Origin of the sequence: Bradyrhizobium sp. DOA9 (assembly GCF_000617845.2) — a bacterium.
Taxonomy (GTDB): domain Bacteria; phylum Pseudomonadota; class Alphaproteobacteria; order Rhizobiales; family Xanthobacteraceae; genus Bradyrhizobium.
Genome location: NZ_DF820425.1, coordinates 4,495,667 through 4,509,413, shown reverse-complemented (window position 1 = coordinate 4,509,413; position 13,747 = coordinate 4,495,667). Strand labels below are relative to the sequence as shown.

At 61.9% G+C, this 13,747-nt stretch carries 12 protein-coding genes and 1 pseudogene; 7 read left to right on the top strand and 6 right to left on the bottom strand.

Annotated features, from left to right (window positions below; all coding sequences use genetic code 11):
• Window positions 1-172 precede the first annotated feature (172 nt).
• Complete coding sequence (locus BDOA9_RS20975; RefSeq protein WP_025035933.1) at window positions 173-1,690, top strand: hypothetical protein; 1,518 nt, start codon at window positions 173-175, stop codon at window positions 1,688-1,690.
• Window positions 1,691-1,785: 95 nt separating this feature from the next.
• Here the strand turns inward: BDOA9_RS20975 and BDOA9_RS20970 are convergent, their stop codons facing one another.
• Window positions 1,786-3,150, bottom strand: a complete 1,365-nt coding sequence (locus BDOA9_RS20970) for a toll/interleukin-1 receptor domain-containing protein (RefSeq protein ID WP_025035932.1) — start codon at window positions 3,148-3,150, stop codon at window positions 1,786-1,788.
• Between the two features lie 472 nt (window positions 3,151-3,622).
• Between BDOA9_RS20970 and BDOA9_RS20965 the strand changes: the two genes are divergently transcribed.
• The 5 genes from BDOA9_RS20965 to BDOA9_RS38925 all read left to right on the top strand — a co-directional run bounded on the left by BDOA9_RS20965 (window position 3,623) and on the right by BDOA9_RS38925 (window position 8,412).
• Window positions 3,623-4,750, top strand: coding sequence for a TRAP transporter substrate-binding protein (locus BDOA9_RS20965; RefSeq protein WP_025035931.1), 1,128 nt, complete (start codon window positions 3,623-3,625; stop codon window positions 4,748-4,750).
• Window positions 4,751-4,864: 114 nt separating this feature from the next.
• On the top strand, window positions 4,865-5,467 hold the full coding sequence (locus BDOA9_RS20960; RefSeq protein WP_025035930.1) for a TRAP transporter small permease subunit: 603 nt from the start codon (window positions 4,865-4,867) through the stop codon (window positions 5,465-5,467).
• On the top strand, window positions 5,464-6,813 hold the full coding sequence (locus BDOA9_RS20955) for a TRAP transporter large permease (RefSeq protein WP_025035929.1): 1,350 nt from the start codon (window positions 5,464-5,466) through the stop codon (window positions 6,811-6,813). Before BDOA9_RS20960 ends, BDOA9_RS20955 begins: the two co-directional genes overlap by 4 nt.
• A 31-nt stretch (window positions 6,814-6,844) precedes the next feature.
• Window positions 6,845-8,245, top strand: a complete 1,401-nt coding sequence (locus BDOA9_RS20950) for an amidase (RefSeq protein ID WP_025035928.1) — start codon at window positions 6,845-6,847, stop codon at window positions 8,243-8,245.
• Window positions 8,242-8,412 carry a hypothetical protein gene (locus BDOA9_RS38925; RefSeq protein ID WP_192859591.1) on the top strand — a complete coding sequence of 57 codons (171 nt, stop codon included), beginning with the start codon at window positions 8,242-8,244 and terminating at the stop codon, window positions 8,410-8,412. The genes BDOA9_RS20950 and BDOA9_RS38925 overlap by 4 nt, the downstream gene beginning before the upstream one ends.
• A gap of 184 nt (window positions 8,413-8,596) precedes the next feature.
• Here the strand turns inward: BDOA9_RS38925 and BDOA9_RS20945 are convergent, their stop codons facing one another.
• The 4 genes and pseudogenes from BDOA9_RS20945 to BDOA9_RS20930 all read right to left on the bottom strand — a co-directional run bounded on the left by BDOA9_RS20945 (window position 8,597) and on the right by BDOA9_RS20930 (window position 11,490).
• Window positions 8,597-9,124: a hypothetical protein gene (locus BDOA9_RS20945; RefSeq protein WP_025035927.1), complete on the bottom strand. Its 528-nt coding sequence runs from the start codon at window positions 9,122-9,124 to the stop codon at window positions 8,597-8,599.
• A 103-nt stretch (window positions 9,125-9,227) separates the two neighbouring features.
• Window positions 9,228-9,718, bottom strand: a pseudogene (locus BDOA9_RS40040) (DUF302 domain-containing protein).
• A 52-nt stretch (window positions 9,719-9,770) separates the two neighbouring features.
• Complete coding sequence (locus BDOA9_RS20935) at window positions 9,771-10,646, bottom strand: alpha/beta fold hydrolase (RefSeq protein WP_025035926.1); 876 nt, start codon at window positions 10,644-10,646, stop codon at window positions 9,771-9,773.
• 73 nt (window positions 10,647-10,719) lie between these two features.
• Window positions 10,720-11,490, bottom strand: a complete 771-nt coding sequence (locus BDOA9_RS20930; protein ID WP_025035925.1) for an alpha/beta fold hydrolase — start codon at window positions 11,488-11,490, stop codon at window positions 10,720-10,722.
• 212 nt (window positions 11,491-11,702) lie between these two features.
• On the opposite strand from BDOA9_RS20930, the gene BDOA9_RS20925 reads away from it, so the two are divergent.
• Window positions 11,703-12,665 carry an AraC family transcriptional regulator gene (locus BDOA9_RS20925; protein ID WP_025035924.1) on the top strand — a complete coding sequence of 321 codons (963 nt, stop codon included), beginning with the start codon at window positions 11,703-11,705 and terminating at the stop codon, window positions 12,663-12,665.
• Between the two features lie 99 nt (window positions 12,666-12,764).
• On the opposite strand, the gene BDOA9_RS20920 is transcribed toward BDOA9_RS20925, so the two are convergent.
• Window positions 12,765-13,469, bottom strand: coding sequence for a hypothetical protein (locus tag BDOA9_RS20920; RefSeq protein ID WP_025035923.1), 705 nt, complete (start codon window positions 13,467-13,469; stop codon window positions 12,765-12,767).
• Between the last annotated feature and the right edge of the window lie 278 nt (window positions 13,470-13,747).

Here is a 13,747-nt window from a genome sequence, read left to right as displayed (position 1 = left end):
GACTGTCAAAAAGAAGGCCGCAAAGCAGAGCAAGAAGGCGCCGAGGTCCGCCTCTGCACCAAGCAAAGGAAGGCGCCCTGCTCCAGACACGAGATCCACGGCCGAGGCGACGGACACCCCGGCCGCGGCTGCCGCTCCGCCGGCCGACGGTGCGAGCACCGTATCGATCCGGATGTACCGCGGATTGCTCGGCGATTTCTTCCTGGTCAGGCACACCGTCGGCAGCCGTGCCTTCAAGATGCTGATCGACTGCGGGGTTCTGCAGTGTATCGGCTCGGAGGCGGCGAAGCCTTCCACAGCTCTTGGCAAGAAGCGAATTGTTGCCAACGTGGCGAACTTCATCGACGAGTGTGAGGGGCACGTCGACCTGGTGGTTGCAACGCACGAGCACTACGATCACCTTTCGGGCTTCATCCTGGCACGGGAGCAATTCGAGCATTTCACCATCGGGAAGGTCTGGCTGGCGTGGACCGAAGACCGGACCGACAAGCTCGCGAACAACTATCGCAACAAGACGAAGAAGGCTCTCGCGGCGCTGGTGAGGCTGGCGCTCAATCCGGCGCTCGCTGCGGGCGGCGACTCGATGCGGACGGTCAGCGATCTGCTCCAGTTCTACGGCGGACTAGACAGCCTTCGAGACGATGCTCTCGGCCTTGCCAAGCCGGCGGACGATGGAAACCTCTCCGGCAACGCGAGCTGCGAGGCCGTGTTGGCTTGGCTGAGGAAGCGCGCCGGCACCGGCAACGTGTCGTTCCTCAAGCCGGGCGACGTGGTCCGCTGGGGGCTCGACGATATGTTCCGGGCCTACGTGCTTGGTCCGCCACGCGACGACGAGTTGCTCCGAAAACTCGACCCATCCAAGGGAAACAGCGAAGTCTATCTCGCACGTAACGAAGACGTGGAAAACGTCGTCGGTCTCGCCGCGATTCACGGCAAAGGCGGTGCAGAGGGCGATGGGAAGGAGCAGCCCTTCACGCGCATGCATCAGCGTCCGTACAATCGCGACAACAAGAAGCCCGGTGACAGGGAGAGCGACCGGAACGAGGCGGTCGAAGCCGCGGCAGCAATGGACCGCGACGAGATCATCGCGCGCTATGAACGGAAGCAGAGCTTCGATCGCTCCATCGATCACGAATGGCTTGGAAGTGCAGAAACTCTCGCGCTCAAGATCGACGGCGACGTCAACAACACGTCGCTGGCGCTCGCGCTGGAGCTCGCCGACAAGAGCGTCCTGCTGTTTCCCGGCGACGCGCAGGTCGGCAATTGGCTGTCGTGGAACCGCCAGAATTATCCTGCCGACGACAAGCGGGGCGGACCGGTTCTGAGGATCGAGGACATTCTGGCACGTGCCATCTTCTACAAGGTCGGACACCACGCAAGCCACAATGCCACGCTGCGGGAGCGAGGCCTCGAGCTGATGACGAATTCCAGCCTGGTGGCGATGATTCCCGTGGTGGAGGCGACAGCTCGGGAACAGAAGACGACGAAATCGCCCAAGGGTTGGGCCATGCCCTATGACAAGCTCTATCAGCGGCTCGACCAGCGCACGAACGGCAGGATCATCCGCGGGGACGGTGACCCGACCAAAGAGCAGATCAAATTCAAGGACTCGGTTTTCAAGCTCTCTTATGGAAAAGATTTCGAAGACAAGGGTCCATTGTGGACGGAGCTCCGGCTCGACGTCGGCTGACGCACCGCGTTGATGATTCGGAGCTGCGCTGGCGGATGACCGAGCAGTCCCGCGGTCCGGCAGGCAACTCTAGCCGAAAGCAGACATCGTCGGCCCTATATCGGCAGGTCGATATCCAGAGCTCGCCACCGATCGTACCAGCTTCGATCCGGAAACTGGCGCAGTTCAATCGTCGTGCCCTGGGTGCGAGCGATTGTGCGTTCGACAATCCGATTTCCATACTCCCAGTAGTGCTCGCGCGCCGGAAACGCGCCACGTTCCACCACCGACTTCAGGAGAATCTCGACATAGATACAGTGAATGGCGCGACGCCAATCGGCGGCGACGCCTGATGAGCACGGCGCATCCCCCGACCTGGCGCGCCACATGATCCAGTAATCCGCTTCCTCGCAGGCCCAGCTTTCGGGATCATTGGATGGATCGACACATGGCGAACGACACGGCAGCGGCCTGCCGGTGGCAGCATCGACGAAGAGAAAGAAATCCAGCTTCTGATAAAAGCCTATTCGCAAGATTTTTCGGATTTCATCCAATTCTGCCTGCGAGACCGCCTCGGGGTTGGTCTTCAGTCGTTCTATCGTTGCGTTCACGGCATCGATGTCGAACGGCTCGACCTCCAGGATCAGTGCCTCGCCATCCCGGAAGAGATCCGCGAGCACCGCGACGATTTCCTGAAACAGAGTCCTTGCGAGTTGGCCCTCCCGCCAACATCGCTGCAATCCGACATAATTCACGTAGGTCAATCTGGCCCGATAGTCATGGGTGACAAAGCCGAGGCCGATCGCCCTTCTGGCAACATTCAAGACGAAATAGCGAGAGTCGAGCTGATAGGATATTTCGCCGCCGCCTGAAAGGTCAAAGGATCTCACCGTTCCGACGTCGGTGCTCAAAACCCACTGTGCGATATCCTCTGGATCGTCACGCTCTTTTGGCGGAAAGAATTCGGCGTACAGCTTGAAGACTTCGGTTTCATTGAGGGTTTCTGCATTCCAGATGTCGCAGCGCGTGACCAATAGCGTCGGCCGCATGAACGCAATCAAAGCACTGCGCGCCGCCGGGTAAACCAGTTCGTCAAAGGCGGGATCGAGCGCAAGAAGATCCGACAGCTCCCCCGAGTCGAAGTCTCGAACAGGAAAAGCCGGTGCTGTTCCAAGCCTTCGCCAGTGCGCCTCTCTGGCAAAAACTTGGATCACAATCGGCCGATATCCCTCAGTCCCCCGCTGGCGGGCGCACGCGAGACCTATCTGTCGCTGGATACGATCAGACGCGAGCGACTTGTCGCTGACAAAGAGAACAAAGAAATGCGCGTTCTCGATCTCGCTCTTGCTGTCCTCGTTGCCGGACGTGACCGAGAAACCGGAAGCCACAAACAGGCTCTGGTACTGCTCGGCCTCATGACGATCCTCGTTGCAATGGGCAACGAAGACGGAGTGCTTGCTCGCAGGCTCGACTATTCGCATGGATTAAACCAGAGCGCGCAGCTTCAGACTGATACATCTTACAATCTCTCGATCGGGTTTCAACACCACGAAGGAGGTCCGGCACCGCACGTCGAAACTTTCGGCTATTGCCTTGGGCGGCGTAGCGAGCCCGACGGCTACCAAGACGTCGGCGCCGACATTTGGTTCGACTTTCCGCGCGACAGAAGCCCGCATACCTCGAGGCCGCCGAACAGGATGCGTCGGACAAGCTGAGCGATGCACCGCCGGCACAAGTCCGGCTGCATCTTTGCTGCGCTGCGACAGGCGCGCGACATCGGACTGCTTGGAGTCGAACGTCTAAGACCAATAATGCGACACCGGGGCTTGTCGGATGCCGGCAATGCGTCCAAACTGTGATCAAAGTCGCTGGAATGCGGCATACCTCCAGCGGTTAACAACGAGAAGCGCACTGAAGCGCGTTCGAATAACCAGGCCGCCAGGGAGGACGTCCATGAACTCAAAGTCTGAAAAGACCAGAACCACGCGTCGCAAATTCCTGCTGACGGCCGGCGCGGCTGGCGCCGCCACCATCGCCATGCCGCAAGTCAGTCGGGCGCAAACGGTGGCCCTGAAGATGCAGGGCTCCTGGGGCAAGGCCGATGTCTTCAACGAGATGGCCGAAGATTATGTGAAGCGCGTCAACGATATGGCCGGAGGCCGGCTGCGCATCGACTATCTCGTCGGCGGCTCGGTCGTGCACCCGTTCCAGGTCTTCGACGGCGTTCATGGCGGCCAGATCGACGCTGCACACACCGTTACCGTCTACTGGTACGGCAAGCACAAGGCCGCCTCGCTGTTCGGCACCGGCCCGGTGTTCGGCTTCAATGCCAACGAAGGCCTCGGCTGGATCCACAACGGCGGCGGCAAGGAGCTGTTCGAGGAGCTCCAGACCAAGATCATGAACGTCAACATCAAGAGCTTCTTCGCCATGCCGATGCCGACGCAGCCGCTCGGCTGGTTCAAGAAGCCGATCACCAGCGACGCCGATCTCAAGGGCTTGAAGTATCGCACGGTGGGCCTGGCCGCCGACCTCTTCCAGGCGATGGGCGCATCCGTCGCGCAGCTGCCCGGTGGCGAGATCGTGCCCGCGATGGAACGCGGCGTGATCGACGGATTCGAATTCAACAATCCGACCTCGGACCGGCGCTTCGGCGCGCAGGACGTTGCCAAGAACTACATGATGGGCAGCCATCATCAGGCGACGGAATATTTCGAGATCATGTTCAACCGGACGAAATTCAACGCGCTGCCGAAGGAGCAGCAGGCGATCCTGCAATACGCCGCCGAGGCCGTGTCCTCCGCCAACGAATGGAAGGCCATGGATTATTATTCGAAGGATCTGCAGGAGCTGATCAACAAGGACAAGGTCAACGTCCAGCGCACACCGAAGTCGGTGTTCGACGCACAGATCAAGGCGTGGGACGGCCTGATCGCCCAGCTCGGCTCGGATCCGTTCATGAAGAAGGTCATGGACTCGCAGAAGGAATGGGTGCGCCGCGTGGTCTACTACAACATGAACAACGCGACGGACTACCGCGGCGCGTTCGAGCATCACTTCCCGGGCGTGCTCAAGGCCTGAGTGCTGTCGCGGCGCTTCGCGGGAGGCCGTAGGGACGGGCGGCGCAAACGAAGCGCCGCCCACGAATTTGGAGGGGGACGTCCGGATGCACCGCGCGCAGCGAGCTCGGCTCGCATGACGAAATTTCTGTTCTTCATCGACGAGCTCAGCACCTGGGTCGGCAAGGCGTTCGCCTGGCTGATCCTCGTCCTGACGCTCGGTGTCAGTTACGAGGTGTTCGTGCGCTACGTGCTGCGTGCGCCGACCACCTGGGCTTTCGACATCAGCTACATCACCTATGGCGCGATGTTCCTGATGGCCGGCGCATATACGCTGTCGCGCAACGGCCATGTCCGCGCCGACGTGGTCTACCGCCTCTGGTCGCCGCGCACCCAGGCAACGATGGACCTCGTCCTGTACATCCTGTTCTTCCTGCCGGCGATCGCGGCGCTGATGTATTCGGGCTGGAACTACGCCCAGATGTCGGTGCGGTTCCGCGAAGTCAGCATCTTCAGTCCGGCCGGCGTGCCGGTGTTTCCGCTGAAGGCGCTGATCCCGCTCACCGGCTTCCTTCTGTTCCTGCAAGGGGTCGCCGAAATCATCCGCTGTGTGTTGTGCATCCGCACCGGCCGATGGCCGCAACGCCTGCACGACGTGGAGGAGACCGAGAGCCTCGTCATCCGCGAACATCAGCAGCACGCGGCCGAGCCGCAGAGCGAGAAGGGACCAGGCGCATGACCGATCCTCAACTCGGCATGCTGATGCTCGGCCTGTTCATCTTCATCATCATGCTGGGCTTCCCGATCGCCTTCACGCTGATGGCGATGGGCGTCTCGTTCGGCTACTATGCCTACTACACCCCCGGTCAGGACTTCTTCCAGAACCGCATCTTCACGCTTCTGGTGCAGAAGACGTTCGAGGTCACATCCAGCGACGTGCTGGTCGCGGTTCCGCTCTTCCTGTTCATGGGCTATCTGGTCGAGCGCGCAAACATTCTCGACCGCCTGTTCTACTCGCTGCAATTGTCGATGAAGAACGTGCCGGGCGCGCTTGCGGTGGCCACGCTGATCACCTGCGCCATGTTCGCGACCGCCACCGGCATCGTCGGTGCCGTCGTCACGCTGATGGGGCTGCTGGCATTGCCCGCGATGCTGCGAGCCGGCTACGACACCAAGCTGTCGGCGGGCGTCGTCTGCGCCGGTGGCTGCCTCGGCATCCTGATTCCGCCGAGCATTCTCCTGATCGTCTATGCGGCGACCGCCGGCGTCTCGGCGGTCAAGCTTTATGCGGCGGCGTTCTTTCCGGGGTTCCTGCTCGCCGGCTTTTACGTCCTCTATGCGATGACACGCGCGATCATCAATCCGGCGCTCGCGCCGAAGCTGCCGCGCGAGCAGACCGACGTGCCGACCTCCACGGTCCTCTGGGCGCTCGCCACGTCGTTCCTGCCGCTGGCGTTGCTGATCGTTTCGGTGCTCGGCGCGATCCTGTTCGGCTTGGCGACGCCATCCGAGGCGGCCGCGGTGGGAGCCCTCATGAGCATCGTTCTGGCGGCTGCCTATCGGTCGCTGAACTACGAGATGATACGCGAATCCGTGTATCTGACCGTCCGCGCCACCGCGATGGTCTGCTATCTCTTCATCGGCTCCTGGACGTTTTCGGCGGTATTTGCCGTCCTCGGCGGACAGACGGTGGTCGAGCAGTTCTTCACCTCGATGAACCTTTCGCCGATCCAGTTCCTGCTGCTGACCCAGCTGATCATCTTCCTGCTCGGCTGGCCGCTGGAATGGACCGAGATCATCATCATCTTCGTGCCGATCTTCCTGCCGCTGCTGCCCCAGTACGGCATCGATCCGATCTTCTTCGGCATCCTGGTGGCCCTGAACACGCAGACGGCGTTCAATACGCCGCCGGTCGCCATGGCCGCCTTCTATCTGAAGGGCGTGGCACCGCCTCAGGTGAAGCTGACCGACATCTTCTCCGGCGCCCTCCCCTTTGTCGGCCTGGTCTTCCTCACCATGGGGCTGGTCTACGTCTTCCCGGCAATCGCATTGTGGCTGCCCGCTTATCTCTATGGATCGCGATGAGCGGACCCGATCAACCGCAGAAGGACAGCGCATGAGTCTCAACGCGCTCGGCCTTACGGAAGCTGTGGCCGGCATCCGCGACGGCCGCCTCAGCTCGGTGGAGCTTGTCGGCGACTGCCTCAGGCGCATTGATGAGGTCGATGGCGATATCCAGGCTTGGGCGTTTCTCGATCGCGACCACGCGATGCGGCAGGCCGAGGCGGCCGACGATCATCGCAAGCAGGGCAAGGCTGTCGGCCCGCTGCATGGCGTGCCCCTGGGCATCAAGGACATTTTCGACACCGGCGACATGCCGACGGAATTCGGATCAACGCTGTGGGCCGGACGCACGCCGCGCCGCGATGCGGCGGCCGTGGCGCGCCTGCGGATGGCTGGCGCCGTGATCCTCGGCAAGACGGTGACCACCGAGTACGCGTACTACAATCCGGGCAAGACCCGAAATCCGCACAACCCAAATCACACGCCCGGCGGATCGTCCTCGGGCTCCGCCGCGGCCGTCGCGGCGCTCATGGTGCCGGGTGCCATCGGCTCGCAGACCAACGGCTCGGTGATCCGTCCTGCCGCCTTCTGCGGCGTGGTCGGCTTCAAGCCCACGCATGGCCTCATTTCGCGCAGCGGCGCGCTCGAATTGTCGCGTACGCTCGATCATGTCGGCGTGTTCGGGCGCAGCGTCGAGGACGTGGCCCTGCTGGCGGAGGTCCTGGCCGGCTTCGACCCGGAGGATCCGGACACCCGGCCCGTCGCGTGTCCGCCCTTCACCGCGGTAGCGGCGAGCGAGCCACCGTTACCGCCGCGATTTGCCTTCGTGCGCTCTCCGGTCTGGGATCAGGCCGAGCCGGTGACGCGGGATGCCTTTGCCGAGCTCGTCGAGGTCCTGGGTGACGCGTCGAGCGACGTCGAGCTTGGACCCAGCTTCGCCAAGGCCGTCGATATGCACCGCATCGTCATGGAAGTCGACATGGCGCACAATCTGCGGCGCGACTACCAGCGAGGCGCCGACAGGCTGAGCACACGGCTGTGCCAGGCGATCGAGCGCGGCCGCACGCATCTTGCAGTGGACTATTGCAACGCCCTGTCCGGGATCGCGCCGCTCAACCAGGCCCTGGACCATATCTTTGACGAATACGACGCCATCCTGACGCCCGCGGCGCCGGGCGCGGCGCCCGGAATCGAGACGACCGGCAACCCGATTTTCTGCTCGCTCTGGACCTATCTCGGCGTGCCCGCCATCAGCCTGCCGTTGATGAGCTCCGAAACCGGCCTGCCGCTGGGCGTCCAGCTCGTCGGCCGCCGCGGCAACGATGCCCGCCTCTTGCGTACGGCGCACTGGCTCGTCAGGACCCTCGGACGCACCGGTCGTGGCGCTCGGCGCAAGATCCCGAGCGCCGGGGCGAAATCGGCTCCCGCTGCGGAGAAAGGAAAAGTGCCATGACCAATGCGATCACCGGTCTCATCGGCCTCGCGCTCGTGCTGACGTTTCTTGGAATCCTGTTGGCCTGGATCAAGGCCATCCCGCTCATCATCATCGTTGTCTTCGTGATGAGCCTGGCCGTGATCGATTTCGTGCGATCGCTGCGGACGAACGGCAGACTTCGCTGACTGCCGGGCGGGCAAGAAGAAGCTTCACCTTTCAGCATTGGCCGGAGCACCGCCAAAACAATAGGACACAAAAGATCGCGCGCCGCTTCGTTGCGCATAACATCTGGCCGTGACCTGTCTTCACTTCAGCATTTGGACCCGCAGCCGGCCTGAGCGTCATTGCCTGACAATTGAGGCCTCACGCCTAGCCCTTCGCGGCAGGTACGGGCGGCACAGGGAGAATGATTTCAGAAGCGACCTTCCAATCCTTCCCGACGCGAAGCCAATCGATGATCATTATAAACGGCTTGGCGGTTCCATCCTGCCCCGCGTAGGAGACCGTGATGTTCATCGGAACATAGGACTCCGCGACGTCGCGCGTCAGGCCGACAACCCTGAGCTTCGAATAGTCTGGTGCGAGCATGACCGGACCGGAGCTACCAATATCGTGCAGCTTTTGATCAATCGCCTCGTTGCCCCAATAGCCGGCCCAGTTTCCCTCGGACTGAATCGCGCTCTTGGCTACCAATAGTGTGGAGGGCGACTGCCAGAACATCTCATGGAGAGCCTTGAAATCGTGCTTGTTGGCCAATTCCATCAGCCTGCCGAACTTCGATTTTATGGCGCTGAGGGTCGTAGCATCCAGTGGCTCTTTGCTGGCGGCAGGAGCAGACGCGACAGTCCCGGCGGAAGGAACCGAGGCAATGACAGCGACAACAACTGTCTTGTACATGCAGGGATTTCCCTTTCGACGTCTGGCTCTCGTCATGATAACGCCTGTCGCATTCCGCGATTGATATGAACTGCCCAATCTATTGGCCGAACATCACGGCGTCTTAGCCTGCACACTCGCGTAGCAAGGTTGTGATTTTCGTATCGAGATCTCGGGCGACGGCAAGCGCTTGCGAGTTGCCATAATGCAGTAGACAACTCTCCATAGTGTCATAGGAGACGTGCACGCCGTCGGCACGCTCATCGATGAGCACTGTGACGGGAGCGTAGGATCCGGCATCGGGCACGTGCTTGACCATTTCCTTCATGATGAGCGGATTGCCGATCACAAACCGCATGATCTTCGGCGTCTCGGATCCAGTTTCGCGACGCAGGACGTCGCCCAGGTCGAATTGCGCGAAGAGCATGAGGTCCGTTCGGCCGAGGCCGCTTCTTACGACGCGCTCGAAATCCGGGAATCTGTCGCCCTCGTCCCCTTGAAGAATTCGATCATGTCGGGCTGCCCGACCGCCGACTTGAGTGCCGCCACGATAGCGTCGAATGATCTCGAGCTCGTGAGGCTGAAACGCTCGACCTCGACCTTGGTGCTTGTCATCTTGTCCTCTGTAACAACGCTCGTGGCGTGCGTCCGATGGCCCGGAATGGGATCATGCGGCTGCGCGCCGGGCATCCAGAAAGGTCCGGACGTGGCTGACGAACAGCTCGTGGTGCTGAAACAGGGCGCCGTGCCCTGAATCGGGATAGAGCACCAGCTGAGCGTTGCTGAGTCCCTTGAACATTGCGTAAGCGTTGCTCGCAGGCAGCATGGTGTCGTGGCTGCCGCTGATCACAAGAGCAGGTTGGCGAATGGTGCGCAGAATGGCGTGCCCTGGATCAGGTGTGGCACACCACGTGATCAGCGCCATCGCCTGCGGATCGGTTACCGCGCTGCCATTATCGGTGTCCCGATCGTCCTTGCGCACCTGCGTCCTCTTCAGGAAAGCCAGGCCGGCCGACCAACTGGCGGATGAATTCGTGAAGAACAGCGGCAGGCGCGGGTCCGGCACGTCAGTTTGGGAAAACGCTTCCTGCAAGACCGCCAACAGGTGTTCCTCTCCACCTTTCGGCGCAGTCCCGACGAGTATGAGCTTGCGGACAAGTTGTCCGTGCTCGGCGGCGATCTGCTGAGCGACGCAGCCGCCGAGGGAAAAGCCAAGCAGGTCCACTTCGGCGAGGCCGAGCAAGTGAATGAAATCGACGGCGTCTCGCGCCATCGCCTCGACGTTGTCGGGCGTTTGACCGGTCGAGCGGCCGACCCCTGCGTTGTCAAAGGCGATCACGGGGCGATCAGCAGCGAGAGCGTTCACGACAGCGGGGTCCCACGAATCGATATTCCCCGAGAAGTGCTGCAGAAGAATGAGCGGAGTTCCGGTCGCGGGGCCGAGACGGCGATAGGCGAAGCGGATTCCATTGCCTTCGATGTAACGGGTTGGCACCGTCTCGAGCGTTGCGGCGTCCTCGCTCGCGATGTCGAGTTTCGTCATGTCGTCCTCCGGATGATTTGCAAGAGTTATCGAGTGCGTGCGCTCCCGGCGCGAAAGGCCGGGAGCGGTACCGTCACTTCGCGAGCGCGGCCTTCTCGATGACCTCGGCGACCTGCTTCGCATGGACGACGAGCGAGGCATGACTGCCGGCGACTTCCGTCGTCTGAGCCTTGATCCTGGCTGCGAACGACTTTTGCGCCTCCGGCGCGAGCACCTTGTCCTTCGTGCTGATGACATAGAATGTCGGCTTGTCATGCCAGGCCGCGATGTCGACCGGGGCTTCAAACGCGACGTGGTTCAATGGGAGTTGCGAGTTGGCCAGGTGCTCAGCGATTTCCGAAGGAAGGTCGGCCGCGACGGCCGACGGAAAGACCTTGGGATCGATGTACAAATCGCCCTTTGCGTCGGGATGGATCGCTTTGCCGCCTTCTGTCGGCGGGCCGGCTTTTGCCAGCGACGCCAGGGATTCACCGACCTCCGGCGCGAAGGCCGAAACATAGACCAGCGCCGAAACCTTGGGATCGTTGCCGGCCTGCGTGATCACTACGCCGCCCCAGGAGTGGCCGACCAACACGGTCCGGCCGTCCTGCTTCGCGAGCGCCTGTTTGGTGGCATCGACGTCGGCGCCGAGCGAAGTGAGCGGATTCTCCACGAGCGTGACGCTGTAGCCCTTCTTCGTGAGAATATCGGCAACGGGCTTCCAACTGGTCTGGTCCACGAAAGCGCCGTGTACGAGCACGATGTTATGGGCTGCTCCCTTGGGCAGTTCGGCGGAATGGACGGAGCCAGCCAAGGACGTTCCCGCCAGAAGGACGGTCGCAGCTGAGAGGAGGATATTTCGCATTGATAATTCCTGTTGGCATGTCGGACGAACTCGGTCCGGGGGAATGGACAGGCGTTTCCAGCAAGGTCGCGGTTCTTCCATCCGCCATCGGCAAGATGGTTGCCGCACGTGATGTCGGCTCGCGGCATGACCTAGTTCGCGGACAGTTCGGACGATAGAGATCAATCGTCCGGATGTTGTGTCGGATCGTCCACTGGTCTAGCTTTGACGACATGGACATCCTCGCCCAAGTGCTCGATCGCGTTCGCCTCGGCGGCACGCTGCTCTTTCACTTCGAACTCGGCCATCCCTGGAATCTGGAGTTGCCGGCGCGTCCCTACGCCCTGTTTCACTATCTCAGCGAGGGTTCTGCGACCCTCGCACTCGGCCAGGGTCCGGAAATCCAGATGAGCAAGGGCGATTTTGTCGTCATCACACGCGGCGAGCCCCACGTGTTTTATTCAGATCGCCGGGCCAAGCCTCTGCGGATCATAGACATCGATCGAGCGTCGTCGCGGTTTGGAATCATCCGTCACGGCAGCCGAGCAAAGCCGCTCTCGACGATGATCTGCGGCAATTTCACGGTGTCGCGGCCGCTGTTTGGCAGCGTGCTGGAGCTGCTGCCGCCCGTACTCCTGCTGAAGCCAACGGCAGACAGAGGTTGGCTCGAAGCGATCCTGCGTCGCATGGTCAGCGAGTCCGCGCTTGAGCGTCCCGGCCAACGCGTCGCGCTGTCGCGGCTGACGGAAGTGCTCTTTGTCGAAGTGCTCCGAAGCTGGATCTCGTCGCTCAGTCCCGGGCAAGGTGGCTGGCTCGGGGCCATTTCCGACCCGCATATCGGACCGGCGCTCAAGCTCATTCATGAAAATCCGGAGCGGCCCTGGACTCTGAGCGGCCTTGGCCGCCGCGTCGGGCTGGGCCGCTCGGTATTTTCTGCGCGCTTCACCAAACTCGTCGGTCAGTCCATGCAACGTTATGTGATTGAACGCCGGATGGCGGAAGCGGCGTTCCTGCTGGAAACCAGCGATGAGTCCATCGCGCGGATCGCCAGCCGGGTCGGTTACGAGACAGCGGCGGCGTTCTCGAAGCTGTTCCACCGACATCATGGCCTATCGCCTGGTCGGTACCGGGCAGCGCGACGCTCTGACAGCGGCGAAAGGCAAGAAGACGTTCGGCAAGCCGCGGTCGCCGATTAGCCGTGCGGCGGCCACCCCACCGATGGTCTGCTATGACCCCAAGGCGGACATCCAGATTCTCTATTCGAATGTCGCCTTCTGACAGCAAACGCGACGGAATTACGCCCGTCGCATCAGCTTGAGCGAGGCCGCAAGCCGCAGGCTTCGCTTGCCCGCGAGCGCGATGCCTTCGAGCTCGCCGCTGTCTTCGGTGCAGGTCCCGGAGAATCCGATCCCGACCTCGAGGCCGCCGAACACGGGGTTCTCGCCTTTCGCCGGCGTGTGCTCCTGGTTCAGCATCTCGCCCTTCCAGCGGCCGTCCGCCGAGGAATAGGCGCCGAGATAGTAGAAGAACGCATCGCCGCCGAGGATGCGCCCGTCGATCAGCAGCATCACGCCGGACAGTCCGGCATCGACACCGTCGAGCGCGCGCAGGCTCATCCCGTAGAGCCCGTTGGCGATGCCGCCCGGTCCGACCGTCCCGCTCGGCGGCAGTCCCGCGTCGTCGAGGCGTGTGAGATTGGCCCAGAACCTGGCGCCCGGCATGGTGTCCGCGCCGCCCTCGAGACGGATCTGGTTGCCGTAGAGCCGGCCGCGCGCCCCGATCGAGGCGACGTCGGCGCCCATCAGCGGCTTGTAGCTGGGGTCGAGGTTGTGTCGCTCGGTGATGACCTGGGCGATGATCTCGCCGTCGCGCTCGACATAGCTGCCGAGATGCGCAAAGCCCGAATTGCCGCCCAGCATCCTGCCGTCATGCAGGCACATGATGCTGCAGCCGAACCCATCGTTGACACCGTATTCGACCTTGTAGAGCCCGTCCAGCAACGTCTTGAACCTGCAAAATCGGAAATGAATTGCCGGCTACCTAGCATCGACGCCACAGCGAAGCCACCGGCTTTTCCGCGCATCGCCACCCCGGGGAGCCGCCCGCCATGATGTCATTATGCCCCTGTTTTGCCCGACGGGTCAAAACCCCACTTCGTAAAATCCGCAGTCAATGATTTCAGGGACTTGGCTACTGTGCATGGGGTTGTTTTTCGACGTTTTGTTTGCCTCCCCCGAAAAAGCCCCTCAGCCGATCGGCGCCAGGCTCGAACCTGCCC

Coding starts and splice junctions, on each gene's coding strand:
- BDOA9_RS20975 (WP_025035933.1), top strand. CDS start 173: ATGTACCGCGGATTGCTCGGCGATTTCTTCCTGGTCAGGCACACCGTC.
- BDOA9_RS20970 (WP_025035932.1), bottom strand. CDS start 3,150: ATGCGAATAGTCGAGCCTGCGAGCAAGCACTCCGTCTTCGTTGCCCAT.
- BDOA9_RS20965 (WP_025035931.1), top strand. CDS start 3,623: ATGAACTCAAAGTCTGAAAAGACCAGAACCACGCGTCGCAAATTCCTG.
- BDOA9_RS20960 (WP_025035930.1), top strand. CDS start 4,865: ATGACGAAATTTCTGTTCTTCATCGACGAGCTCAGCACCTGGGTCGGC.
- BDOA9_RS20955 (WP_025035929.1), top strand. CDS start 5,464: ATGACCGATCCTCAACTCGGCATGCTGATGCTCGGCCTGTTCATCTTC.
- BDOA9_RS20950 (WP_025035928.1), top strand. CDS start 6,845: ATGAGTCTCAACGCGCTCGGCCTTACGGAAGCTGTGGCCGGCATCCGC.
- BDOA9_RS38925 (WP_192859591.1), top strand. CDS start 8,242: ATGACCAATGCGATCACCGGTCTCATCGGCCTCGCGCTCGTGCTGACG.
- BDOA9_RS20945 (WP_025035927.1), bottom strand. CDS start 9,124: ATGTACAAGACAGTTGTTGTCGCTGTCATTGCCTCGGTTCCTTCCGCC.
- BDOA9_RS20935 (WP_025035926.1), bottom strand. CDS start 10,646: ATGACGAAACTCGACATCGCGAGCGAGGACGCCGCAACGCTCGAGACG.
- BDOA9_RS20930 (WP_025035925.1), bottom strand. CDS start 11,490: ATGCGAAATATCCTCCTCTCAGCTGCGACCGTCCTTCTGGCGGGAACG.
- BDOA9_RS20925 (WP_025035924.1), top strand. CDS start 11,703: ATGGACATCCTCGCCCAAGTGCTCGATCGCGTTCGCCTCGGCGGCACG.